At 70.8% G+C, this 22,117-nt stretch carries 32 protein-coding genes and 9 pseudogenes; 20 read left to right on the plus strand and 21 right to left on the minus strand.

Translation table 11 applies throughout. From position 1 onward, the window contains the following. Window positions 1-64: 64 nt before the first annotated feature. Window positions 65-328 (minus strand): annotated as a pseudogene (locus tag LP418_RS30090) (methylenetetrahydrofolate reductase); the annotation flags it as partial. Then, window positions 268-582, minus strand: a pseudogene (locus LP418_RS30095) (methylenetetrahydrofolate reductase); the annotation flags it as partial. The pseudogenes LP418_RS30095 and LP418_RS30090, both read right to left, overlap by 61 nt. 160 nt (window positions 583-742) lie before the next feature. On the opposite strand from LP418_RS30095, the gene LP418_RS00530 reads away from it, so the two are divergent. Next, window positions 743-1,714, plus strand: coding sequence for a polyprenyl synthetase family protein (locus LP418_RS00530; RefSeq protein WP_257954846.1), 972 nt, complete (start codon window positions 743-745; stop codon window positions 1,712-1,714). A 10-nt stretch (window positions 1,715-1,724) separates the two neighbouring features. Here the strand turns inward: LP418_RS00530 and LP418_RS00535 are convergent, their stop codons facing one another. From LP418_RS00535 to LP418_RS00545, 3 genes are read right to left on the minus strand one after another with little or no spacing between them, the layout of a single operon-like run. Then, window positions 1,725-2,168, minus strand: a complete 444-nt coding sequence (locus tag LP418_RS00535; protein WP_257954847.1) for a barstar family protein — start codon at window positions 2,166-2,168, stop codon at window positions 1,725-1,727. Window positions 2,169-2,172: 4 nt separating this feature from the next. After that, window positions 2,173-2,721, minus strand: a complete 549-nt coding sequence (locus tag LP418_RS00540) for a ribonuclease domain-containing protein (RefSeq protein WP_257954848.1) — start codon at window positions 2,719-2,721, stop codon at window positions 2,173-2,175. Then, on the minus strand, window positions 2,718-3,068 hold the full coding sequence (locus LP418_RS00545) for an Rv2175c family DNA-binding protein (RefSeq protein WP_257954849.1): 351 nt from the start codon (window positions 3,066-3,068) through the stop codon (window positions 2,718-2,720). The genes LP418_RS00540 and LP418_RS00545 overlap by 4 nt, the downstream gene beginning before the upstream one ends. Before the next feature lie 294 nt (window positions 3,069-3,362). On the opposite strand from LP418_RS00545, the pseudogene LP418_RS32005 reads away from it, so the two are divergent. The 9 genes and pseudogenes from LP418_RS32005 to LP418_RS00585 all read left to right on the plus strand — a co-directional run. Beyond that, window positions 3,363-3,566: pseudogene (locus LP418_RS32005) on the plus strand (Stk1 family PASTA domain-containing Ser/Thr kinase); the annotation flags it as partial. Between the two features lie 127 nt (window positions 3,567-3,693). Next, the gene (locus LP418_RS32010) at window positions 3,694-4,629 is read left to right on the plus strand and encodes a protein kinase domain-containing protein (RefSeq protein WP_442940350.1); all 936 of its coding nucleotides are present in this window, start codon (window positions 3,694-3,696) and stop codon (window positions 4,627-4,629) included. Next, window positions 4,544-4,786, plus strand: a pseudogene (locus LP418_RS00555) (PASTA domain-containing protein); the annotation flags it as partial. The gene LP418_RS32010 and the pseudogene LP418_RS00555, both read left to right, overlap by 86 nt. After that, window positions 4,707-5,066, plus strand: a pseudogene (locus tag LP418_RS00560) (PASTA domain-containing protein); the annotation flags it as partial. The pseudogenes LP418_RS00555 and LP418_RS00560, both read left to right, overlap by 80 nt. A gap of 30 nt (window positions 5,067-5,096) precedes the next feature. Next, window positions 5,097-5,276, plus strand: coding sequence for a PASTA domain-containing protein (locus LP418_RS00565; RefSeq protein WP_257957253.1), 180 nt, complete (start codon window positions 5,097-5,099; stop codon window positions 5,274-5,276). Window positions 5,277-5,285: 9 nt separating this feature from the next. Then, window positions 5,286-5,519, plus strand: coding sequence for a hypothetical protein (locus tag LP418_RS00570; RefSeq protein WP_257954850.1), 234 nt, complete (start codon window positions 5,286-5,288; stop codon window positions 5,517-5,519). Window positions 5,520-5,540: 21 nt separating this feature from the next. After that, entirely contained in the window at window positions 5,541-6,608 is a 1,068-nt protein-coding gene (locus LP418_RS00575) for a helix-turn-helix domain-containing protein (protein ID WP_257954851.1), read from the plus strand. Beyond that, window positions 6,571-6,861: pseudogene (locus LP418_RS00580) on the plus strand (FAD-dependent oxidoreductase); the annotation flags it as partial. The gene LP418_RS00575 and the pseudogene LP418_RS00580, both read left to right, overlap by 38 nt. Window positions 6,862-7,105: 244 nt before the next feature. Then, on the plus strand, window positions 7,106-7,798 hold the full coding sequence (locus LP418_RS00585) for an NAD(P)/FAD-dependent oxidoreductase (protein ID WP_257954852.1): 693 nt from the start codon (window positions 7,106-7,108) through the stop codon (window positions 7,796-7,798). 7 nt (window positions 7,799-7,805) lie between these two features. Here LP418_RS00585 and LP418_RS00590 read toward each other — a convergent pair whose 3' ends face one another. The 4 genes from LP418_RS00590 to LP418_RS00605 are packed head-to-tail and all read right to left on the minus strand — an operon-like array spanning window position 7,806 to window position 8,975. Continuing rightward, complete coding sequence (locus LP418_RS00590; RefSeq protein WP_257954853.1) at window positions 7,806-8,078, minus strand: hypothetical protein; 273 nt, start codon at window positions 8,076-8,078, stop codon at window positions 7,806-7,808. After that, complete coding sequence (locus tag LP418_RS00595) at window positions 8,075-8,497, minus strand: RNA polymerase sigma factor (RefSeq protein ID WP_257954854.1); 423 nt, start codon at window positions 8,495-8,497, stop codon at window positions 8,075-8,077. The genes LP418_RS00590 and LP418_RS00595 overlap by 4 nt, the downstream gene beginning before the upstream one ends. After that, window positions 8,497-8,736, minus strand: a complete 240-nt coding sequence (locus tag LP418_RS00600) for a hypothetical protein (protein WP_257954855.1) — start codon at window positions 8,734-8,736, stop codon at window positions 8,497-8,499. The genes LP418_RS00595 and LP418_RS00600 overlap by 1 nt, the downstream gene beginning before the upstream one ends. Beyond that, the gene (locus tag LP418_RS00605) at window positions 8,733-8,975 is read right to left on the minus strand and encodes a hypothetical protein (RefSeq protein ID WP_257954856.1); all 243 of its coding nucleotides are present in this window, start codon (window positions 8,973-8,975) and stop codon (window positions 8,733-8,735) included. Before LP418_RS00605 ends, LP418_RS00600 begins: the two co-directional genes overlap by 4 nt. Window positions 8,976-9,086: 111 nt before the next feature. On the opposite strand from LP418_RS00605, the gene LP418_RS00610 reads away from it, so the two are divergent. After that, on the plus strand, window positions 9,087-10,025 hold the full coding sequence (locus LP418_RS00610) for a hypothetical protein (RefSeq protein WP_257954857.1): 939 nt from the start codon (window positions 9,087-9,089) through the stop codon (window positions 10,023-10,025). Window positions 10,026-10,093: 68 nt separating this feature from the next. After that, window positions 10,094-10,972 carry a type II toxin-antitoxin system TacA family antitoxin gene (locus tag LP418_RS00615; RefSeq protein WP_257954858.1) on the plus strand — a complete coding sequence of 293 codons (879 nt, stop codon included), beginning with the start codon at window positions 10,094-10,096 and terminating at the stop codon, window positions 10,970-10,972. On the opposite strand, the gene LP418_RS29715 is transcribed toward LP418_RS00615, so the two are convergent. Then, window positions 10,890-11,582 (minus strand): acyltransferase, encoded by a 693-nt coding sequence (locus LP418_RS29715; RefSeq protein WP_272496303.1) that lies wholly within the window; start codon window positions 11,580-11,582, stop codon window positions 10,890-10,892. The genes LP418_RS00615 and LP418_RS29715 overlap by 83 nt on opposite strands. 28 nt (window positions 11,583-11,610) lie before the next feature. Here LP418_RS29715 and LP418_RS00630 point away from each other — a divergent pair, with 28 nt between their 5' ends. The 6 genes from LP418_RS00630 (at window position 11,611) to LP418_RS00655 (ending at window position 13,809) form a co-directional block, all read left to right on the plus strand. Continuing rightward, on the plus strand, window positions 11,611-12,132 hold the full coding sequence (locus tag LP418_RS00630) for a DMT family transporter (RefSeq protein WP_257954859.1): 522 nt from the start codon (window positions 11,611-11,613) through the stop codon (window positions 12,130-12,132). Beyond that, window positions 12,080-12,502, plus strand: coding sequence for a DMT family transporter (locus tag LP418_RS00635; RefSeq protein WP_257954860.1), 423 nt, complete (start codon window positions 12,080-12,082; stop codon window positions 12,500-12,502). The genes LP418_RS00630 and LP418_RS00635 overlap by 53 nt, the downstream gene beginning before the upstream one ends. 175 nt (window positions 12,503-12,677) lie before the next feature. Then, the gene (locus LP418_RS00640) at window positions 12,678-13,043 is read left to right on the plus strand and encodes a hypothetical protein (protein WP_257954861.1); all 366 of its coding nucleotides are present in this window, start codon (window positions 12,678-12,680) and stop codon (window positions 13,041-13,043) included. Next, window positions 13,025-13,324, plus strand: coding sequence for a hypothetical protein (locus LP418_RS00645; protein WP_442940351.1), 300 nt, complete (start codon window positions 13,025-13,027; stop codon window positions 13,322-13,324). The genes LP418_RS00640 and LP418_RS00645 overlap by 19 nt, the downstream gene beginning before the upstream one ends. Window positions 13,325-13,330: 6 nt before the next feature. After that, the gene (locus LP418_RS00650) at window positions 13,331-13,678 is read left to right on the plus strand and encodes a GNAT family N-acetyltransferase (RefSeq protein ID WP_257954863.1); all 348 of its coding nucleotides are present in this window, start codon (window positions 13,331-13,333) and stop codon (window positions 13,676-13,678) included. A gap of 2 nt (window positions 13,679-13,680) precedes the next feature. Beyond that, entirely contained in the window at window positions 13,681-13,809 is a 129-nt protein-coding gene (locus LP418_RS00655) for a hypothetical protein (RefSeq protein WP_257954864.1), read from the plus strand. Here LP418_RS00655 and LP418_RS00660 read toward each other — a convergent pair. From LP418_RS00660 to LP418_RS00710, 11 genes and pseudogenes are all read right to left on the minus strand, one after another. Then, on the minus strand, window positions 13,806-14,303 hold the full coding sequence (locus LP418_RS00660; RefSeq protein ID WP_442940352.1) for a threonine aldolase family protein: 498 nt from the start codon (window positions 14,301-14,303) through the stop codon (window positions 13,806-13,808). The genes LP418_RS00655 and LP418_RS00660 overlap by 4 nt on opposite strands. Beyond that, entirely contained in the window at window positions 14,242-14,754 is a 513-nt protein-coding gene (locus LP418_RS00665) for a threonine aldolase family protein (RefSeq protein WP_336275870.1), read from the minus strand. The genes LP418_RS00660 and LP418_RS00665 overlap by 62 nt, the downstream gene beginning before the upstream one ends. Window positions 14,755-14,796: 42 nt before the next feature. Further along, window positions 14,797-16,150: pseudogene (locus LP418_RS00670) on the minus strand (class II 3-deoxy-7-phosphoheptulonate synthase). 131 nt (window positions 16,151-16,281) lie between these two features. Next, window positions 16,282-16,704, minus strand: a complete 423-nt coding sequence (locus LP418_RS00675) for an amino acid permease (RefSeq protein WP_336276160.1) — start codon at window positions 16,702-16,704, stop codon at window positions 16,282-16,284. Window positions 16,705-16,798: 94 nt separating this feature from the next. Further along, window positions 16,799-17,671: pseudogene (locus LP418_RS00680) on the minus strand (APC family permease); the annotation flags it as partial. 102 nt (window positions 17,672-17,773) lie between these two features. After that, the gene (locus LP418_RS00685) at window positions 17,774-18,415 is read right to left on the minus strand and encodes a hypothetical protein (protein WP_257954865.1); all 642 of its coding nucleotides are present in this window, start codon (window positions 18,413-18,415) and stop codon (window positions 17,774-17,776) included. Continuing rightward, a complete protein-coding gene (locus LP418_RS00690; RefSeq protein WP_257954866.1) occupies window positions 18,412-18,774 on the minus strand; it encodes a hypothetical protein in 363 nt (120 codons plus the stop codon). The genes LP418_RS00685 and LP418_RS00690 overlap by 4 nt, the downstream gene beginning before the upstream one ends. A gap of 12 nt (window positions 18,775-18,786) precedes the next feature. Beyond that, window positions 18,787-19,089, minus strand: coding sequence for a sigma-70 family RNA polymerase sigma factor (locus tag LP418_RS00695; RefSeq protein ID WP_336276161.1), 303 nt, complete (start codon window positions 19,087-19,089; stop codon window positions 18,787-18,789). Next, window positions 19,032-19,298: a hypothetical protein gene (locus LP418_RS00700; RefSeq protein WP_257954867.1), complete on the minus strand. Its 267-nt coding sequence runs from the start codon at window positions 19,296-19,298 to the stop codon at window positions 19,032-19,034. Before LP418_RS00700 ends, LP418_RS00695 begins: the two co-directional genes overlap by 58 nt. An 82-nt stretch (window positions 19,299-19,380) precedes the next feature. Then, the gene (locus LP418_RS00705; protein WP_336276162.1) at window positions 19,381-20,112 is read right to left on the minus strand and encodes an ATP-dependent 6-phosphofructokinase; all 732 of its coding nucleotides are present in this window, start codon (window positions 20,110-20,112) and stop codon (window positions 19,381-19,383) included. Further along, window positions 20,102-20,410, minus strand: a complete 309-nt coding sequence (locus LP418_RS00710) for a 6-phosphofructokinase (RefSeq protein WP_257954868.1) — start codon at window positions 20,408-20,410, stop codon at window positions 20,102-20,104. Before LP418_RS00710 ends, LP418_RS00705 begins: the two co-directional genes overlap by 11 nt. Before the next feature lie 98 nt (window positions 20,411-20,508). Here LP418_RS00710 and LP418_RS00715 point away from each other — a divergent pair, with 98 nt between their 5' ends. Together LP418_RS00715 and LP418_RS32015 are read left to right on the plus strand one after the other, a co-directional pair. Continuing rightward, complete coding sequence (locus tag LP418_RS00715) at window positions 20,509-21,387, plus strand: DUF1028 domain-containing protein (RefSeq protein ID WP_257954869.1); 879 nt, start codon at window positions 20,509-20,511, stop codon at window positions 21,385-21,387. Next, window positions 21,384-21,947, plus strand: a pseudogene (locus LP418_RS32015) (acyltransferase family protein); the annotation flags it as partial. The gene LP418_RS00715 and the pseudogene LP418_RS32015, both read left to right, overlap by 4 nt. Between the last annotated feature and the right edge of the window lie 170 nt (window positions 21,948-22,117).

Below are 22,117 nucleotides of genomic sequence, written 5' to 3' on the forward strand. Positions count from 1 at the left end.
AGAAGTAGTCGCTCGCACGCAGCACCATCTCGGTGACCGCGAACTCGGCCCCGGCGTCCTGCTTGGCCTTCAGCACCAAAGCGTCCTGCTCGAGGCTCGCGGCGTTGATGTGGCCCTCGGGGAAGGCCGCGACACCGACCGCCGCGTCGTAGTGCTCCTTGATGAAGGCCACCGGGTCGGAGGCGTACTCCAGACCGTCGTCGGCGCTGACCCACTCGGTGTGCGGGCCGCCGGGCGGGTCGCCGCGCAGCGAGGGATGTGGGCGACGCCGGCCTCGCGGTAGGCGTCGAGGATCTCGGCGAGCTCCGCGCGGCTGTGGCCGACACAGGTCAGGTGCGCGACCGGCGTCAGTGAGGTCTCCTGCGCGATCCGGCCGGTGATGCGCACGGTGGTGTCGCGCGACGAGCCGCCGGCGCCGTACGTCACGGACACGAAGGTCGGACGGTAGGGCTCGAGGTCGGTGATCGCGCGCCACAGGCGCTCCTCGCCGGCCTCGTCCTTGGGCGGGAAGAACTCGAACGAGAACGACTTCTCACCGCTCTCGATCAGCTCGCGCATGCTGCGCCCGTGTCCCTGCGTCATGGGTCAACCCTAGGTTTGGGAGCGCTGTTCGGAGGAATCCGTCCACTGGCTAGGCTCGCCACGTGAGCGAGAACTGGGATCCGGCCGCCTTCCGCGATCGCGTCCAGCGGGTCCTCGACGACTTCCTCGACGACCCGGGCCGCGCTGCTGGCTCCGCTCGGTGCCGACGCCGCCCGGCTGGTCGCGGAGGCACGTACGTCGGTCAGCGGCGGCAAGCGGTTCCCGCGCGGCGTTCTGCTACTGGGGCTTCCGAGCGATCGAGCCCGACCTCACCGACGACACAGCGCTCGTGCGGGCCTGCGCCGCGCTCGAGCTGCTGCACGCCAGCGCGCTGGTGCACGACGACTTCATGGACGCCTCCGACACCCGCCGCGGCCGGCCCGCCACGCACCGCGCGTTCGAGGCAGAGCACAGGAAGGCCGGGTGGACCGGAGACCCGGAGCAGTACGGCGCCGCGGCGGCCATCCTCCTCGGCGACCTGCTCCTCGGCTGGGCGGGCGACCTGCTGCGCCACTGCGGGCTCCCGACCGAGCGGGTCGACGCGGGACTGTCGCTCTTCGAGCTGTGCCGCACCGAGGTGATCGCGGGCCAGTTCCTCGACGTCTCCGTCCGGGCGCGCGCCCGTGCCGATGTCGAGACCGCGATGACGGTGCTGCGCTACAAGTCGGCGAAGTACTCCATCCAGCGGCCGCTCGAGATCGGTGCCGCGCTCGCCGGGGCATCCTCGGGGCAGCTGCGCGAGCTGGGCGCCTTCGGGCTGCCACTCGGCGAGGCCTTCCAGCTGCGCGACGACCTGCTCGGTGTGTACGGCGACCCCGCGGCCACCGGCAAGCCCGCGGGCGACGACCCGGTCGAGGGCAAGCGCACGGTCCTCGTCGCCATGGCGCTCTCCGCTGCTGAGCTCGCCGACGCCGTCCTCCTCGACGAGTCGCTCGGCCGCCCGCTGGACGAAGCCGCCGTGACCGAGCTGCGCAGGATCATCGACTCCTCGGGCGCCCACGCACAGGTCGAGCGGCTCATCGAGGCGCTCGCCGCCCGAGCCGTCACTGCGTTGGGGCTCGCGTCCGTCGACGAGCACGCGCGCGCCGTACTCACCGAGCTTGCTTCTGCCGCGACCCAGCGGACCGTTTGACCGCCGGCCCTCAGTCGAGCGAGGCGACCCCGGCGACGTCCGGTCCCTCGCCGCGCAGCAGCACCGAGAACGGCACGCCGCGGTCGGCGTTGACCCGCGACCCGAGCACGCTCAGGGCGATGTCGAAGGCCTTCTCGTCGGCACGCGCCGGGGTGCTCCAGCCGTCCCAGAGCAGGACGACGCCGGCCCGGCCGGCGCCGATGTCGTGCAGGCAGTCGGCCAGCGCATCGAAGTTCTGGCCGTAGTAGTCGGGGAAGCCGAGGGCCCGGCCGACGGCCGCCGGGAACTCCGCCTTGGTGCCGCCCAACCAGCCGTCGACGTGGCCGAAGCCGAAGCCGGCGTGCTCGACGGTGTGCCGAACGTCGGCGACGTCGAAGGCGCCGTGCCACTGGTAGATCCCGGGCTCGGCCCCACCGTGCACGAGTCCGGCCAACAGTCCTGCGAGTCCGCTCACGATTTCACCCGGCAATCCGGGAGAAGGATGAGTAGTGGTCGTCGGTCCAGTAGAACTCTCCACCGGAGCCGGCCACGATCCGGCGCGCGCCGCGGTCGTCGGAACCGGGGGTCTCGACGGTGTACTCCTTGTAGTAGCCCTCGTCCTGCGGCGGCAGGATGTCCTCGCGGTTCTCGAACGTGATGCCGTCGCGGTCGTAGGGGAACGGTCCGCCGGAGTCGATGAGGGACAGCGTCTCGGCCGCCTCGGGTGGCAGGTCGGCGACCCGGACGATCGGCAGCCCGCTGTCCGGGTCGGTGCCCCCGTCGCCGCCGGTGTCGTCGGTCTGCGACTGGCTCACGGTCGGAGCGGACGAGTCGGTCGGAGCGGACGAGGCGGTCGGAGACGGCGAGGTCGTCTGCTGCACCGACGGGCTGTCGCTCGGCGACGGCTCCGCGCTCGGCGTGTTGCCGTCGCCCTGCGTCCACCACACGATCGCGGCGGTGATCAGGGCGACGAGCAGGCCGATGAGGCTGCGCTGACCGGTGCGCGCCGCCCGGGAGTTGGTGCTCATGGTTCGCGACGATAGCGGGTCAGAAGCCGAGCACCTGCGCGCGCCGCTTGACCTCGGTGCCGCGGTTCTCGCGCAGCGTCGATCGGGCGGCCGGGGTAGTCGTCTTCGGTGAAGATCCGGGCGATGATCTCGCGGTCGTCGAAGTGCCGGTCGTGGAGCATGGTCAGCAGCCCCGACAGGCCCTTCACGATCAGGCCGTCCCGGAAGAACGCGGCCGGCACCGACGGCCCCATCCCGGGCTTGGGCACGGCGGCGGCGATCTCGTGGTCCTTGATCATGGTCCGCACCTTGGCCGGCGTGACCCCGAGGACCGCGGCCGTCTCGTTCCAGTCGAGCCACTCGTCCACCGGGGGCGTCGAGGTCGGCTTCGGCCAGCGGAACGGAGTCGTCAGGGGAGGTCATGGGGCAAGTATCCCTGCCGATCCCGGCTCCGCGCCACGCCGGGGCACGCTGGCGCGACCATGTCTGGGGGCTGCGTTTCGTACGATGGAGCACCGGATCCTTCCCCGTCCGGCGATGGAGGTCGAGCAGTGGAGTCACCCGAGCACGCCCGCGGTGCGGGTCGAGCGGGTCCCGACGCGCTCGTGGGCCGGCTCCTCGACCGGCGTTATCGCATCGGCCCCCGCATCGCCCGCGGCGGCATGGCGAGTGTCTACGAGGCCACCGACATCCGGCTCGACCGCACGGTCGCGGTCAAGGTCATGCACCCCGGCCTCGGCGACGACGACGACTTCGCGCAGCGCTTCGTCCGGGAGGCCCGGGCCGCCGCGAAGCTCAACCACCCGCACGTGGTCGGCGTCTACGACCGGGGCGACGACGACGACGGCGTGGTCTTTCTGGCGATGGAGTACGTCCCCGGCCACACCCTGCGCGACGTGATCCGCAAGGAGTCGCCGATGACGCCCGCGCGGGGCGCTGTCGCTCCTCGAGCCGGTCGTCTCCGCGCTCGCCGCCGCGCACCGCGCGGGCCTGATCCACCGCGACGTGAAGCCGGAGAACGTCCTGATCGGCGACGAGGCCCACGGCGGACGCGTCAAGGTCGCCGACTTCGGCCTCGCCAAGGCCGTCAGCACCGACACCCAGCACACCGCGACCGGAGGTGTGCTGATCGGCACCGTCTCCTACCTCGCCCCCGAGCTCGTCGTCGACGGCCGTGCCGACGCGCGCGCCGACGTCTACGCGGCCGGCGTCGTCCTCTACGAGCTCCTCACCGGCGCCAAGCCTCACGAGGGCGAGAGCCCCATCCGGGTCGCCTACCGCCACGTCCACGAAGACATCCCACCGCCGTCCGAGGCCGAGCCCGGCATTCCGGCGTACGTCGATGCGCTGGTCGCCCGGGCCACGGCCCGCGATCGCACCCAGCGCCCCGCGGACGCCGGCGTGCTCCTGCACCAGATCCACCGGGTGGCCCGGGCACTGCGTGACGGCGTGGTGGACGACCCCGAGCTCACGGCCGACCTCGCGCCGCGCCCTGCGGCCCCGGAGATCGAGCACGACGACGTGGACGACACGGCACCCGAGCCCTTCGACCCGGTCGCGATGGCCAACTACCGCGAGCCCGATGGTCACTCGCACACGACGGCCATCGAGCGGCTGCCCCAGCCCGCCCGGCCCGCTCCACGCAAGCCCTCGACGCCCGTCCCCGTGATCACGAACGCCCGTCGGCGCTCGGTGAAGGGTCCGCTCGTCTTCGTGCTGGTCGTCCTCCTGCTGGCCGGCCCGGGGGCCGGGGCGTGGTGGTTCAGGGTTCGCCCGCTACACCACGACGCCGGCCGTCCTCGGGGTCACCGAGGCCGCCGCGACCAGCGAGCTCGACCGGGCCGGCCTCGACGTCGAGGTCGGGGAACCACGCTTCTCCGAGACGGTCGAGGCCGGGATCGTGCTCGGCTCCGAGCCCGACCCGGGTGAGCGGGTGCTCAAGGACGGCACGGTGACGCTGGTCGTGTCCCTCGGACCGGAGCGCTACGACGTACCCCCCTCTCACCGGGATGACCGAGGACCGGGCGCAGGACGCCATCACGCAGGGCAAGCTGGCAAACGGGTCGACGACCGAGAAGTTCAGTGACACGGTGCCGGCCGGCCGGGTCATGCGCAGCGACCCTGTTGCCGGGACGACGGTCAAGCCGGACACCGCCGTCGACCTCGTGGTCAGCAAGGGCCGCCGGCCGATCGAGATCAAGGACTGGACCGGCGAGGACGCCGACAAGGCGATCGCGGCCATGGAGAAGCGCAAGCTCGAGGTCGAGGTGACGGGCGAGGAGTACAGCGACACGGTCGCCGAGGGCGACGTGATCTCGCAGAACCCGACCACGGGGCCGCTGTTCAAGGGCGACACCGTCGAGCTCGTCGTGTCGCAGGGACCCGAGCTGGTCGAGGTGCCGCGCGTGATCGCGAAGGGCGTCGACGCGGCCACCGAGGAGCTCGAGGGCCTCGGCTTCGACGTCGTCGTCGAGAACTCCGACCAGTACATCGGCCTCGGCTTCGTCTTCAGCACCTCACCCAGCGCCGGCGACATGGTGGCCGGGGGCAGCACCATCACGCTCTACCTCATCTAGGGTCGGCCCATGGCCGAGCACCCCGGCGATCTCTTCGAGCTGGCGCACGACCCGGCCCGGCTCGTCGGCTCCCCCATCACGATCGAGGACCGCGACACCGTCGTGATCGCCTACGGCGGCGAGCACAGCGCCGCCGACCGGGCGCGTCGAGACGATCCTCAACCGGCAGGTGCCCGCGAAGTACCGCGACGCCATTGCCGCCGCCGGCGTCTTCGAGCGGCTCCCGCGCGACCGACGACGTGATCCCGGGTCGACCTGCCCGAGGTGTCGCTGACGGCGCGTGCCGTGGTGGCGCTGCGCCACGACGGTGAGCTGCTCGGCTCGATCTGGGCCGCCGTCGGGGGTCCCCCGACGGCGCACCGGGTCGAGGCGCTCCGTTCCGCCGCGCCCGTGATCGCCCGCCGGGTGGTGCACGCCCGACGCGTTGCCGGCAACGCGGCCCGGGGTCGTGACGACCAGCTGGAACGACTGCTCGCCGGAGGCGAGACCGCGGTGGCTGCCGCCCGGAAGCCGGCCCTGGTCGGCCCGCTGGTGGTGGTCGCGATGCGCGGCGAGGACCCGGAGGCCGCCGTCGACCTCGCGGGCGCCCCGGCCCTGCACCTCAGCGCCGTCTGCCCCGATGCCGCGTGCGCACTGCAGGGCGACACCCTCTTCTGCGTCATGGGCGCCGGCTCCGGACGCCGCATCGTGACCGACTTCCTGACCCGGGTGCCGGGCAGCCGCGGTGTGGTGGCCGGCGTCGGCGTGACCGTCCCCGCGGCCGACCTCCCCCCCTCGCGCGCGGCCGCGGCCGACGTCGTGCGCGCACTGCTCGGGCGAGGCGAGCCCGGCCGTTGCGCCGAGCTCCCCGACGTCTTCGCCGATGTCATGGTCGATCGCCTGCGCGGCTTCCTCTCGACGTACGGCGAAGCGAGCCCGCTCACGAGGCTGCAGGCCCACGACGCCAAGCACGAGACGGGGCTGGTCGAGGCGATCGACGGCTACCTGACGGCGTCCGGCAACGTGCTGGCCGCGGCGGCGGCCCTGCACCTGCACCCCAACACGATCCGCAACCGGGTGCGTCGCGCCCGCGAGTCCTGCGGCGTCGACGCCGACGACCCGGCGACCCGGCTGGCGCTGATGATGCACCTCCGAGGCGGAGCGGACGCGCTGACACGACCCCCTTGTGGGATTGCACAAGGGGGTGGTGGAAACCGTGGCCGCGACGCCACGATCCGGCCCGGCGAACCAGCCGAGACTTGTGACCATGCGCACACACGAGTCCCCGCAGCACGTCGTCGTCATCGGTGCCGGCATGGTCGGCCTCTCGACCGCCCGGTTCCTGCAGCGTGAGGGCGTCGAGGTGACGGTCGTGGACAAGCACGACGTCGCCGCCGGCGCCTCGTGGGGCAACGCGGGCTGGCTGGCCCCGGCCCTGACCCTGCCACTGCCCGAGCCCGCCATCCCGGCCACCGGCGTCCGCGCGGCCCTGAGCCCGTCATCGCCGGTCTATGTGCCGCTGAGCGCCAACCCGCGGCTGCTGAAGTTCCTCGTCGGCTTCGCGCGGCACTGCACCGACAAGCACTGGCGCCGGGCCATGGCCGTCTTCAACCGGGCCAACGCCGTCGCGCTCGACGCCTACGCCGACCCGGCGGCGGCCCCCGGCGATGTCGCGGTGACCGCACCGACCAAGCCGGCCACGCCGTTCCTCGCCGCCTTCGCCTCCGAGAGCGACCGCGAGGTGCTGGTCGAGGAGTTCCGCCGGGTCAACGAGGCGGGCGGCTCCACCGACTACACCCTGCTCGACCACGACGCGGTGCACGCCCCGGGAGCCGACGCTCGGCGACGGCGTGCGGTGCGGCGTGACCATGGAGGGCCAGCGCTACATCAACCCCGGCGAGTTCGTGCACTCGCTCGCCAACGCGGTGAAGGCGGGCGGCGGCCGGTCATCACCGGCCGCGACGTTGCCGACGTCAAGCAGCTCGGCGACCGGGCGGTGGTCCGCTTCGACGACGGCACGCACCTCGACGCCGATGCGGTCGTGGTCGCCAACGGCACCTTGGCTGGGCCAGCTCGCCCGGCCCCACGGCGTGAGGACGATCGTGCAGGCCGGTCGCGGCTACAGCTTCACCGTGCACCCCGAGGAAGCGCCGAGGAACCCGCTCTACCTGCCGACGCAGCGCGTCGCCTGCACCCCGCTCGGCGGTCCCGAGGACGGCCTCCGGGTTGCCGGGATGATGGAGTTCCGCAAGCCCGGAGCACCCCTCGACCCGCGCCGGGTCAAGGCGATCATCGACGCCGCCACCCCGATGTTCCGCGGTGTCGACTGGGAGGCCCGCACCGACGAGTGGGTCGGCTCGCGTCCCTGCACCGCCGACGGGCTGCCGCTCATCGGTCGGACGAAGTCGTCACGCGTCTACGTCGCCGGCGGCCACGGCATGTGGGGCGTCGCCCTCGGCCCGCTCACCGGCAAGCTGCTCGCCGAGCAGGTCGCGCACGACCGGACGCCCGACCTGCTGCGCCACTTCGACCCGCTCCGCTGACCCGGGTTCAGCCGGCACCGAGCCCGGCCAGCACTGGCCGGGGGTCCATGCCGCTGTCCTCGGCGGCCGGGATCACGAGTGTCTCGGCCTCTTCCGCACACGCGGGACAACCGCGGAGGTGGACGGCCATGGCGGGCATCGCCTGCTCTTGCGCGGCGAGCAACCGCTCGACGTACTCATCGACGTGGTGGAAGCAGTCGTCGCACGAGAGCCACGGCTCGGTGTCGAGCGTGAGCTGGCGCATCACCTCGGGACCGAACGGCCTCGCTCTGCTGGTCATTGCGCACCCCTTTCCGGGATCTGGTCGAGATGGCCCGATCTGGTCAGGCTGGCCCGCAGCCGTTTCCGGCCGTCGTGCAGGGTCTTGTACAACGCGTTGCGCGTGGTGCCGAGCCGGTCCGCGAGGACGTCGATCGGCACTCCTTCGACGAGCAGCGCCACCACGATCCGACGTTGGTACGGCGACAGGTCGGTGGCCACGGCCCGTCGTACGGCGTCCGCGAGATCGATCGCCTCGACATACTGCCCGGGACCGGGCTCGGCCGTGACGAGCGCGTCGAGCGAATCGAGATGCACGTCCCTGCTGCGCCACGCGCGGTCGCGGACCGCGTTGGCGGCCCGGAGTACGGCGAACTTGTAGGCCCACGTCGTGAACCGGCTGCGCCCCTCGAACGTGGCCAGCTTGTCGAGGACTCGCATCAGGGCCTCGTCGGCAGCCCTGGTTGGCGATTTCGTCGATCACGACCACGCCCACCCCGCCGAGGGTGGGCTGCATCCGCCCCCACCTGCAGACGGGCAGCCCGCAGCAGGATCCCGTGCAGCGCACGCAGCGCGTCCTCCTGCACAGGCCCAGTCGACGAGAGTGCTTCCACCCAGTCCACGACCTCTCCGACTGCTCCGGGCGCCGCGGACTGCGAGCCCCGGCCGAGGGCGGTCACGCGGACCGTCCCCGGCGGGGCAGCGGCGACAGGATCCGCGCGGCAAGATCGGGTGGGCAGCCCCGGTCCACGAGCTCGAGCAGGGCGTGCAGGTCAACGTCCGGCGAGGTGGCGAGGCGTGTCGCGAGGCCACCGTCGAACCCGGCCTCGATCAGCCAGCACAACCGCCACGTCTGGACGTCGACCGGACCGTGATCGCACAGGCAACGGCCGAGGCCGGGAGTCGGATGGATGGTCATGCCTGTTGGTGTCACCGGACGGCCGTCTTCTTACCGAGAAACTCGCGCCGGTAAGAGCCTCGCGGTTGCGGACACCAAACTCGCATGAGCACTCCAATGAAGACATCCCCCGTGCGCTTTTCCACGGTAGCGCTCCTTGCTGCCCTCGCCCCGGTCGCGGCCCTTGTCGTCTCCTCGCCCGGCGGCCGGGACCCGGCTCAGGCTCACGAGCACGCAAGCCACACCTCGACGTACGCGACCTCCAGTGAGGACCACGGCGACCACGCTGCGGCTCGAGTGGCGTTCACGTCGCGCCAAGCCGCGTTCCACGACCAGATGCGAAAGCTCTGGGAGGACCACGTCACCCGGACTCGGCTGGCAATCGTCACGTTCGTCGACGGATCGGCGAGCTTCGACGCCACGGCGACGCGACTCCTGAAGAACCAGAAGCACCCGGGCGATGCGATCAAGCCGTTCTACGGGAAGGCCGCCGGGAGGCAGCTCACCGCCCTGCTGCGCGACCACATCCTGATCGCGGTCGACCTCCTCGTCGCAGCCAAGTCGGGTGACACCGCGGGCTTCGACTCGGCCAACACCCGGTGGTACGCCAACTCCGACGACGTGGCCGACCTCATCTCGTCCCTCGACCCCAAGGTGTGGCCGCGCGCCACCCTCCGCTCGATGATGCGCTCCCACCTCGACCAGACCCTGACCGAGGCCGCGGCCGAGCTCGGCGGCGACTACACCGCGAGCGTGCGGGCCTACGACGAGATCCACCACCACATCCCCGGCCATGGCCGACGCCCTGAGCGCGGGGATCATGCGCCAGTTCCCGGGCCGGTTCAAGGACTGAGCAAGATGACCACCGCGTTCGTTCTCTCTGGGGGAGGCAGCCCGGGTGCCGTCCGGGTGGGGATGCTGCTCGCGCTCGCCGACGAGGGAGTCGCCCGCGACCTCCTCGTCGGCACCTCGGCGGGAGCTCGCCGGCGCCGACAGCGTCTACGTGCTCTCGTCCGGCTACGCCTGTGCGCTTCCCGCGCCGCCTCGCACTCCCTTGGGTGCCGGAAGTAGATCCGTCGAACGCCCTTGACCCTTGCCGTACGATTGCCGTACATCACCGTCCAAGAGGAGTTGTGCCCGTGGCCACCGCAACCAAGCCGAAGTCGAAGGCGCGCCTCGAAGCGCGGATCGATGTCGCGCTCGACGAGCTCATCACCGAGGCCGCGGACCGCCTCCACGTGAGCAAGACCGCGTTCGTCACAGACGCGGTTCGCGATGCCGCCCTGAAGGTGATCGCCCGCGCCGATGTCACGCTGATGGCGCCGGGTGTGTTCGACGCGATGATGGGATCGATCGACATCGCAGACGAGTCACCCGAACTGGAGTCCCCTGGCCGCAGTTCCGCGCCGAATCACCGCGTGAGCACTCGGACCTACACCGTCGCGAAACTGGCTCCCGAGCACGAGCTGGAAGCATTCGACTGCGGCGAGTCCGGCTACAACGATTGGCTGACCCAGCATGCGGCGGCCTCAGCCCGAGCCGGCGTCTCTGCGGTCTACCTGCTCCTCGAGGCCGAAGCGGATCAGACCCGGGTTGTCGGCTACTACGCCATCAACCCCACGCAGATCCTCCGCGCCGAGGTGCCGCACTCGATGTCTCGAGGATGGCCGCAGGCGGTGCCTGCGTGGAAGCTCGGCAAGCTGGTGCTCCACGTCGACCTTCGCGCCGAGAAGGACGCTCAATGGGGGCGTCAGCTCTTGCGCCACGCCTTGGAAACCATCGTCCGGGTCGCCGATGCCGGAGGCGGGAAGGTCATCGTGGTCGATGCGGACAACCGGGGGCCTCGTCGGGTTCTATGCGCGCAACGGATTCAAGCCAACCGGGATCGACGGCGACCTGTCTCTCTACCTCAAGTTGTCGACCGCGCGAAAAGTGCTAGGACCCCTGCGCTGACAAGAACTCCTCGACCTCCGCCGGCGTCACCACCGGCCGGGCCGGGTGGCGCCCGTCGGGGCTGACCCACTCGTCGCCGACGAGGCTGCGCAGCACCCGCGCCGGGACTCCCCCGACGACGGCGTGGTCGGGCACGTCGCCGCGCACGACCGAGCCGGCGGCCACGACCACGTTGCGGCCGATGGTGGTCCCCGGCAGCACGATCGCGCCGTGCCCGATCCAGGTGCCGTCCCCGATGCGCACGGGCCGGTGCTCGCCGAGCTGCAGGCCGATCGGGGTCTCCGGGTCCTGATAGCCGTGGCTGGCGTCGGAGACGAAGATGTCCTGCCCCAGCCACACGTCGTCGCCGACCACGATGGACTCGTGCGCGGTCAGGCTGGTGCGAGCGCCGATCACGCAGCGGTCGCCGATGACCGGGCCACGCGCCGGGAGCGAGGTGTCGTCGTCGCCGTACCCGACCGAGAGGGTGCACTGGCGCCCGACCAGCGTGCCGACGCCGATGTGGATCGCCCGCGTGCCCATCAGCGTGGCCGGCGGGAAGGCGATGCAGCTGCTGTCGCCGAGGCTGCCGAACTCGTCGGCCAAGGCGGTCCCCGGCACGATCGCACCGGTCCGCTCGATCCAGTCGCGGCCGGCATGGACGGCCCGGTTGAGCAGGCGGCTGATGAGTGGCACCGGGTGAGGCTATCCCTACACTCAGGCGGTGACTGAGCGCCGTACCTCCCTGCTCGCGACGCTGGCGCTGCTGGCCATGACGGCGTGCTGGGGCAGCACCTTCTTCCTGATCAAGGACCTGCTCGACCGGGTGCCGACGCTCGACTTCCTCGCGGTCCGCTTCGCGATCGCCGGCGCCGCGATGCTGCTGGTCGCACCGCGCGCCATCGCGCGTCTCTCCCCCGCCGTCCGACGACATGCGGTTGTCCTCGGCGGCCTGTACGGCGTCGCGCAGATCCTGCAGACCGCCGGCCTCGCGCACACGCCGGCGAGCGTCAGCGGGTTCATCACCGGGATGTATGTCGTCCTCACGCCGCTGTTCGCGGCCCGGATCCTGCGCACCCGCATCGGAGTGGTCACGTGGGCGGCCGTCGTGCTGGCCACCGCCGGCCCGGGGCGTGCTGACCCTCGGCGGCCTCAGCATCGGGTACGGCGAAGCGCTCACGCTCGTCGCGGCGGTGCTCTACGCCCTGCACATCGTCGGGCTGGGCGCATGGTCGACATCGAGTGACGCGCTCGGGATCACGATCCTGCAGATCCCGGTGATCGCCATGATCTGCCCGGTGGCGACCGCACCCGACGGCGTCGTGCTCCCGGACAACGGCGCCGACTGGCTGTCCCTGCTCTACATGGCGATCGTCGCCGGCGCCCCGGCGATGCTCGGCCAGACCCGGGCGCAGGCACACCTGCCGCCCACCCGCAGCGCCATCATCATGAGCATGGAGCCGGTCTTCGCTGCCACGTTCGCCGTCGCGCTCGGCGGGGAGGGCATCACCTCGCGGCTGCTCATCGGCGGTGCGATGGTGCTGGCGGCCATGCTCGTCGTCGAGCTGGTCCCGCGCCGCAAGGTCGAGGCAGAAGTCACGCACATCGCGGTCTGATCCGTAGGCTTGGGGCCGTGACGACCTGCGCCCGCTGCGGCCACGAGCTGGGGATCGGCCGGTTCTGCCTGAACTGCGGCCACCCGGTCGGCGAGCCCGTGCCCGCGGACGTCGAGCCGCGACAGGCGTTCCCCGACGTTCCCGCGCTGCCCGACCAGCAGCCGGTCGTGCCTCCGTGGGCGACCCGGGCGGTCGGCGCCGTGCTCGTGGTGATCCTCTTCGCGGTCCTCGCGTCCTGCCCGGGCGGGGACGACGACGAACCCGTCGCCACCGACGAGACCGCCGAGACCGCGTCGACGACGACCCCCGTCGAGGAGGCTCCCCCGGCGCGACCCGTCGACCTCACCGGCACCGTCAAGGTCACCGCTCCGGAGGCCGCGCCCGCCACCAGCGACCCGGACGGCGAGCTGGTGTCCTACGAGCCTCGCCGGATGCTCGACGCGACGCCGGCGACGGCCCGGCGGGACCGCCGGGGACGCCACCGGCGAGACGATCACCTTCGCCCTGCGCGAGCCGACCACGATCCGCCGCGTCGGGCTGATCAACGGCTACGCCAAGCAGGTGCCCAGCGGAGCGAGCCTCGTCGACTGGTATCCCAACAACCGCCGCATCACCGCCGTCGAGTGGACCTTCGACGACGGCACCGTGGTCCGGCAGGACCTCGCGGAGAAGACCAAGCTCCAGCGACTCACGATCGACCCGGTGACCACCTCGACCGTGCAGCTGCGGCTGCTGAGCGTGACCGCGCCCGGCGCCGGCCTGCTCGGTCGCGACTACACCGCCATCAGCGACGTCCTCATCGCCGGCACCCCGGCGGCGTGACGAGCCGTGCCCCGCACCGTCATCACGCCGATCACCGACGCGGCCCAACGCACAGCGGCGGCGGAGATCTGGGCGGCCGCCCGGCACGCCGGCGGCCGCACCCCGTCGCCGAGCCGACGGGTGCGGATCGAGGAGCAGCTCGTCTCGAGTGACGTGGCCCTGCTGGCGACGTACGGCGACAAGCCGGCCGGCATGGTCGTGGCCGAGCCCTACCTCGAGGACGGCACGATCGACCCGACGTGCGGTCACATCTCGATGATCTTCGTCGACCCCGGCTACTGGGGCAGCGGGATCGGCGGCGCGCTCATCCGCGCCCTGCAGGCACCGCCCGCCGGCCGGAGTGGACGCGGCTGAGCGTGTGGACCCGCAGCGACAACAGGCGCGCGCTGCGGCTCTACGACTCCTGCGGCTTCGTCGACACCGGCGACCGCGCCTCCCTGCACGAGGGCGACCAGATCAGTCGGCTGGAGTGGCGGCGCTCCTAGAGCTTCGCGAGGATCGCTGCTGCCTTCTCGGCATCCTTCTGTGACACGTCGAGATGCGTGACGAGGCGTACGGCGCGGGGCCCGACCGCGGAGATCCGCACCCCCGCCTCACCAGCGGCCACGACGAAGTCGCCCGCGTCGGTCCGCGGCACCACCACGATGTTGGTGTCGACAGTGGCCGGGTCGAGTCCGCACGCCTCGGCCAGCAGCCCGGCGTGCGCGTGGTCGTCGGCCAGTCGCTCGACGTGGTGGTCGAGGGCGTGCAGGCCGGCCGCCGCGAGGATGCCCGTCTGCCGCATGCCGCCGCCGAGCCGCTTGCGCCAGATCCGCGCCTCGGCGATCGCGTCCGCGTTGCCGACCATGAGCGAACCCACCGGAGCGCCGAGCCCCTTGGACAGGCACACGGCGAGGACGTCGGCGACTTCGCCGTACTCACGAAGCGGGGTGGCGGTCGCGACGTGCGCGTTCCAGATGCGGGCGCCGTCGAGGTGGATCTTCGTGCCGGTCGGCGCCGCCCACGCGCAGCAGCGCCTGCAGGTCGGCGATCGGGAGCACGGCCCCGCCGGCGAAGTTGTGGGTGTTCTCGACCGAGATCGCCTTCGTCTGCACGAAGAAGGGACCCGGGTCGGGGGCGAACATCGCGTCGATCGCGGCCGGGTCGATCTGCCCCCGGTGGTGCGTCCAGGTGCGCATCGTCAGCCCGGTGATCGCGCCGTGCGCGCCGAGCTCTGCGCGGGCGATGTGGGCGGAGGCCTCGCACAGCACCTCCTGCCCGACGCCCACGAGCGAGCGCACCGCGAGGACGTTGGCCAGCGAGCCAGTGGGTGTGAAGAGCGCCGCTTCGTGCCCGAACAGCCCGGCGACCCGCTCCTCGAGCACCCGCGTCGTCGGGTCCTCGCCGTAGACGTCGTCGCCGACCTCGGCCTTCGCCATGGCGGCGCGCATCGAGTCCGTCGGGGTGGTCAGGGTGTCGGAGCGGGAGGTCGATCACGGCACCCAACCTACTTGCCTACTTCCGGAGCATCTCCGCGACCGGAGGAACGCCAGCTCGAGCGACTGCACACGGTTGAGGCGCGGGTCGACGACGGACTCGTAGCGATGGGCCGGGCGGTGCTCGTCGATCTCCTCGCCGCCGCCGACGATCTCGGTGACGTCGTCGCCGGTCATCTCGACCATCATCCCGCCGGGGACGGTGCCGAGCGCGCGGTGCACGTCGAAGAAGCCCCTGGATCTCGTCGAGCACGTCGTCGAAGCGGCGCGTCTTGTAGCCGTTGGAGGTCTCGAAGGTGTTGCCGTGCATCGGGTCGCTGACCCACGCGACCCGGACGCCCTCGGCGGTGACCTTCTCGACCAGCGGCGGCAGTCCGTCGTGGACCTTGGCGGCTCCGAAGCGGGTGATGAACGTGAGCCGGCCGGCCTCGTTCTCCGGGTTGAGCTTCGAAGCCAGCGCGAGCGCGTCGTCGGCGGTCGCGGTCGGGCCGAGCTTGCAGCCGATCGGGTTGCGGATGTGGCGGAAGTACTCCACGTGCGCGCCGTCGAGCTGGCGCGTGCGCTCGCCGATCCAGACCATGTGCGCCGAGACGTTGTAGGGCTTCTCGGTGCGCGAGTCGATGCGGGTCATGGCGTGCTCGTAGTCGAGCAGCAGCGCCTCGTGGCTGGAGTGGAAGTCGACACGGTGGAACTCGTCCGGGTCGGCGCCGATGGCCTTCATGAAGGTCAGCGCCCGCTCGATCTCGCCGGCCATCAGCTCATAGCGTTGGGCGTACGGCGACTCGCGGACGAAGTCGTTGTTCCGTGTGGACCTGTCGCAGGTCGGCGTAACCACCCGTGACGAAGGCGCGCACGAGATTGAGCGTCGCCGCCGAGGCGTTGTAGACGTCGACCGGGCGCTGCGGGTCGGGGATGCGTGATTCGGCGGTGAAGTCGACGCCGTTGACCGCGTCGCCTCGGTAGGCCGGCAGGGTCAGGCCGTCGCGGGTCTCGGTGTCGGACGAGCGCGGCTTGGCGTACTGCCCGGCCGGGCGACCGACCTTCACGACCGGCACGGAGGCGGCGTACGTCAGGACCACCGACATCTGCAGCAGCACCCGCAGCTTGTTGCGGACGATGTCGGCGGTGACGGTGTCGAAAGTCTCGGCGCAGTCGCCGCCCGCGAGCAGGAAGGCCTCGCCGCGACTGACCGCCGCGATCTTGTCCTTGAGGTCGTCGCACTCCCCGCAAACACCAGCGGCGGCGACTTCCGAAGCTTCGCGACCGCGGTGTCAACCGCGGCGCTGTCGGGGTAGGTCGGCTGCTGGGCAGGCTGCAGGGCACGCAGCTGCTCGAGGGACGGGATGCTCACCCCTCAAGGGTACGGCGAAGCACCCCCCGCACCGTCTTCGTGACCGGTGGGCGGGCGCTCGCGAGGTCTACTCCTGCCCAGGTGATCGATGTCGCGGAAGCCGGTCTTCTTCGCCCGGACGCCGCGGTTGGTCAGCCAGTCAGCACCCACAGCACGACGCCGATGCCGAGCATCGCCGCGGCGATCTGGTAGACGATCGTGTCCCTCTCGCCCCACGGGATGATGATCAGGGCGAGCGACAGCAGCGCGGCAAGGATCGGCGTCGGGCCGGGCGAGCGGAAGAACCCCTCGCCGGGATCGCGGCGCAGCACCGGGCACGCGACGTTCACGACGGTGAACACCGCGAGCAGCAGCAGCGCCGTCGTCGTCGAGAGGTTGGTGACCACGGGGCTGTCGGACTTGCTGGCGACGTACCAGATGAGGCCGAGGGCCGGGACCGTCGAGAACAGGATGCCGACCCACGGCGCGCGGGTCCGGGGAGAGACCATCCCCGGGCTGCGCGGCAGCACGTCCTGCCGGGCGAGGCCGTAGAGCAACCGACTGGCCATCAACATGTTGATCAGGGCGGTATTGGCGACGGCGAAGACGGCCGGGAACGGGAACAGCCTGTCGATCGGGAAGTCGGGGAGCGCCCTTGCTGACGACCTCCAGCAGGGCACGTCCCTCGGACTCGTTGATCGTCTCCAGCTCGCCGGGAGTAAGTACGGCGACCACGGCGACGGCCACCAGCATGTAGATGAGCACGGCGATCCCGAGGCCGGTGAGCATCGTGCGGGGGAAGATCTTCTGCGGCTCGTGGCACTCCTCGACCATGTTCACCGAGTCCTCGAAGCCGACCATCGCGAAGAACGCGATCGAGGTGGCCAGCGTGATCGCCATGAACATGCCCTTGTCACCGGCGTCGTTGAAGGTGGTGATCCGTGAGAAGTCGCCGTCTCCTTGGGCCATGGCCCAGAAGCCGACCAGGATCACGATCGCCAACGCGGTCATCTCGACCAGCGTGAGCACGACGTTGAACTTCACGGACTCGCCGACGCCCCGCAGGTTGATCAGGGCCAGCAGCACCATGAAGCCCATGGCGATCGCCGTGATGACGCCGGTGCCGGGCGCTGCGTCGAGCCACCCGTTGACGACCAGCCCGCCCGTGAGGTTCTGGGCCAGCACGTTGGCCGACGTCGATGCGCTCGTGATGCCGGAGCAGACCACCGCGAAGGCGACGAGGAAGGTGACGAAGTGGATGCCGAAGGCCTTGTGGGTGTAGAGCGCAGCGCCCGCGGCCCGGGGATACTTCGTGACGAGCTCGAGGTAGGACAGCGCCGTCAGCGTCGCGACGACGAACGCCAGCAGGAACGGCAGCCACACGACACCACCGACGAGGCCGGCCATCTGTCCGGTGACGGCGTAGACGCCGGCACCCGGGATGTCTCCGACGATGAACAGCAGCAGGAGCTTCGGGCCCATCACCCGCTTCAGCTCGAGGTGCTCGCCCTGTGGCTCGCTTTCGACGGTGTTCGTGGACATGGGCTCACACTCCGCTCGATTCGGTTCAGCGATCCCAATACTCTGGCCTCGCCGGCGGGTGAAGGCAAGCACCCCACAGGGGTCGAAAGGGCGTTTCGCGGGTCAGCGAACCTCGCACTCCACGGGGCTGTTGCAGGGCTTGACCTCGTGCCGTTCGAGCAGGTCCCCGTCGGCGTCACGGGTGACGGCCATCGCGAGGTCGCCGGTGACTGTTCCCCAGAACATCGTCTCGTCGGGCACCGGGGTGCCGGCCGCGACGGTGGCTTCGACGTGGGTGCCGTCGACCCCGATCAGCTCGACGGACGCGACGTCGGTGCCGTCGGTGCCGCCGATCCACACAGTGCGGGCCTCGCCGGTGCTGTAGTCGTCGATCGAGAACAGCTCGAGCGGCTTGCCCTCCCGGAGGAAGTCGTCGGTGCCCATCCCCCACTCGTAGGTCCGCTGGTCGCCGATCGTGCCGAGCATGGCCGGGAAGCAACCGTCCCCGGGGTCGCCCCACTCCGGGAGCGACTCCATGCAGACCAGCTCCAGCGGGCCGGCATCCACGATGATGCCCATCTCGGTCGAACCGACGGGGTAGCCCTCCTCCTCGCTGCCGAGCTCGGTCTTCTCGATCGTCTCGACTCCGTCGAAGAGCCGGGCAGGGAACTGCTTGCGCTTGTACGTCGTCACGCCGGTGTAGCGCCGCGCGCCGATGTCCACCGGGCCGCCCGAGATCGCGTCGGCCGGCACGGGCTGACTCATGCCCCCCGGGACGTTGCCCGGGGGCGGGGATGACGACCTGCCAGTCGGAGACCTGCGTGGCGCCGGGCACCTCGGCCAGCACCCGTTCGGCCAGCGGGGAGAGCACCGTCGGCGTCGTGGTCGGCTCCGTCGCGAATCCGGGGGTCATCGGTCGCACGGTCACTGCCGCCGGCCACGGTGCTGAGCACAAGGCCGAGCGCGACCACCGCGGCAACGGAACCGCCACCGGCCGGGAGCCCGCGGGCACGCCGCCGCCGTGACCCGAGAGAACGGATCGTGGCGAGGTCCGGGCCTGCGGCGTCGCGCGGGTCGTGGCCGTGCAGGTCGTGCTCGAGCTGGTCGATCGTGCGCTGGTCCATGGTGGGCCTCCGTCAGGAAAGCGGGTGCGAATGTTGCAGGTCGTCGACAGCCACGCGGAGCTTGGAGAGCGCTCGGGACAGCGTGCTCTTGACCGTCCCGCGGGCGATGCCGAGCTCCTCGGCCACCCGGGCCTCGCTGAGGTCGAAGTAGTGCCGAAGCACCACGACCCGACGCTCCTTCTCGGTCAAGCCCTTGAGCAGGCGGACGACCCGGTCGCGGTCGTCGCTGTTGCCGTGTGGTCGATCCCGGTCAGCGATCACCTCGATCGGCCCGTCGCCGACCTCGGTGATCCGTCTCCGCCGGATCCGGTCGATGTTGAGGTTGACCGGGGTCCGGCGGGCATAGGCGAGCGCGTCGGCACGGCGGACGCGCCGCCAGCTGGCGTGCAGGTGCGCGCCAGCGCGGTCTGGGCCAGGTCCTCGGCGAGGTGGTGGTCACCGGTCAGGAGGTAGGCCGATCGGCGCAGCCTCGGCCATGCCGCAACTGCGAACTCGTCGAAGTCCGAGTCGGTGCTGTTGAACATGTCGCCCCCGAGCCGTGTGTGTGCCTGTCACCCTCCCTTACGCACAGGGCAACGCGGAGGTTCTGCCGCGACGGAGAAATTCTCAGCCGAAGAAGACCTGCGCCTCGGCATACTCCTCAGGACTCACGAGCTTGAGCTCGCCGGTGCCCTCGATCAGCTTGAGTCGTTCGATCTTCGTCCCGCGCAGCGCCATCATCGTGCCGAAGTCGCCCTCGGCGACGGCGTCGATCGCCTGCAGGCCGAAGCGGGTCGCGAGCCAGCGGTCGAAGGCTGTCGGCGTGCCGCCGCGCTGGATGTGACCGAGCACGACGGCTCGTGCCTCCGCGCCGGTGCGCGCCTCGATCTCGCTCGCGAGCCGGTCGCCGATGCCGCCGAGGCGGACGTGCCCGAAGGCGTCCTTCTCACCGGAGACCAGCGTCATCTCACCGCCTTCGCGCGGGACTGCTCCCTCGGAGACGACGATGATCGGGGCGTACTTGCTCTGGAACCGCGTCTCGACCCGCGCGCACACGTCCTCGATGTCGAAGGGCTGCTCGGGGATCAGCACCATGCTGGCGCCGCCGGCAATCCCGCTGTGCAGCGCGATCCACCCGGCGTGGCGGCCCATCACCTCGACCACGAGCACGCGGTGGTGCGACTCGGCCGTCGTGTGCAGGCGGTCGATCGCCTCGGTGGCGATGTTGACCGCCGTGTCGAAGCCGAAGGTGAAGTCGGTGCCGGACAGGTCGTTGTCGATGGTCTTGGGTACGCCGACCACGTTGACGCCGAGGTCCGCGAGCTTCGTCGCGACGCCCAGCGTGTCCTCACCGCCGATCGCGACCGGGGGCGTCGACGCCGTCCTTGGCGAGGTTGTCCTTGATGCTCTCGACGCCGCCGTCGATCTTGAACGGGTTGGTGCGGCTCGAGCCGAGGATGGTGCCGCCGCGCGGCAGGATTCCGCGGCACTGGGCGATGCCGAGCTCCATCGTCAGGCCCTCGAGCGGACCCTTCCAGCCGTCGCGGTAGCCGACGAAGTCGAAGCCGTGCGTCTTCACTCCCTTGCGGACCACGGCACGGATCACCGCATTGAGTCCCGGGCAGTCGCCGCCTCCGGTGAGCACTCCGACGCGCATCTTGAACTCCTCATCGCTGGATTTGATCGATCCAACCCTAGCCACGTGACCCCCTCCGTGTGAAGGGGGTCACGCGGGCGCCCATTAGGGTCGGCGCCATGACCTTCTCGATCGTGGCCCGCTCCGACGACGGTGAGTCGTGGGGCGTTGCCGTGGCCTCCAAGTTCCTCGCCGTCGGCTCGGCGGTCCCCGCGGCGGTCGCCGGTGTCGGTGCGATCGCGACGCAGGCCGACGCCAACATCTCGTACAAGTTCCTTGCCCTCGCACACCTCGACGACGGGGCAACGGCCCCGATCGCGCTCGACCGACTGCTCGAGGAGGACGACAAGCGCGACCACCGCCAGGTCGGCATCGTCGACGTGGAGGGCACGGCCGTCACCCACACCGGCTCCGAGTGCTTCGCATGGGCCGGCGGGACCACCGGCGCGGGCTACGCGATCCGGGGCAACATCCTCACCGGCCCCGAGGTCGTGGCCGCGATGGAAGCGTCATGGCTCTCCTCGACCGACGCCCCGTTCGCCCACCGCCTGACCGCCGCGCTCAAGGCCGGCGACGACGCCGGCGGCGACTCCCGCGGCCGGCAGTCGGCGGCTCTTCTCGTGGTGAAGGACGGTGCCGGGTACGGCGGCTTCGATGACGTCGCAGCCGACCTGCGCGTCGACGACCACGCCGATCCGGTGGGCGAGCTGATCCGGTTGCTCGACCTGAACGACCTCTACCTCACCGCCTCGAACGAGGAGGAGAAGGTCGCGATCGATGACGCGCTCCGGGCCGAGCTCGACGAGCGGTCACAGGCGGCCGGCCGCGCGGACTTCCGCGCCCTGGGTCGGCGCGGAGAACTACGAGATGCGCGTGGCCGAGGACTTCAGCTGGCTCGACCAGCGCGTGCTGGAGATCCTGCGCGGCTGATATCGCTGCGGGCTTGCACCTCGATTGCTAGCGTGACCACTTCATCGACTCGACGGGACACGCCATGACGGAAGGCGATCATGGCCGACTCGCATTCCTCGATGCGGTTCGGGGACTCGCGGCATCCATCGTCGTCTTGGCCCACATCGGCCCACTCGTGTCCGACTCCTTCCCTTGGGCCTACGTCAACCTCGTCGACTTCGGCCAGCTGGGCGTGGTCCTGTTCTTCATCTGCAGCGGCTTCGTCATCCCGGCGAGCCCGGAGCGAGACGGGTCACTGTCGGCCTTCTGGATCAAGAGGTTCTTCAGGCTCTACCCAGTGTTCTGGGTCAGCCTCCTTGCGGCGTTCGGGTACGCCGTGCTGGGAATCAAGGAGAACGGCGACCTGACGACGTCCGACTGGCTCGCCAACATCTCGATGGCTGCTCCGGCCTTCGGTGCGGAACTTGCACTGCCGCCGTACTGGACCTTGATCTACGAGTTGCTGTTCTACGGCTTCGTGTCGCTCTTGGTGCTGCTACGCATCTCGCACCTGTCCGTCGAGCTGTCGCTGATCACCAGCGCGGCCGGCATCTTCCCGGCGCTGCTGATACCGATGCCGGCGGCCGGCCAGCTGAACGCAGGGATCTTCTGGATGGGCAGCATGTTCACGGGTGCCGTGCTCTGCCGTTGGTACAACGGTCAGACTCGCTGCAGGCAACGCCGTCACTTGTGTCCTCGGGACTCTGACGGTGGGCGTACTCACGGCCGTCACCAGCCTCCACGCAGTCGCGCCCGACAACAATCCGTTCCACTCAC

Origin of the sequence: Nocardioides sp. B-3 (assembly GCF_024703895.1) — a bacterium.
GTDB lineage: Bacteria > Actinomycetota > Actinomycetes > Propionibacteriales > Nocardioidaceae > Nocardioides.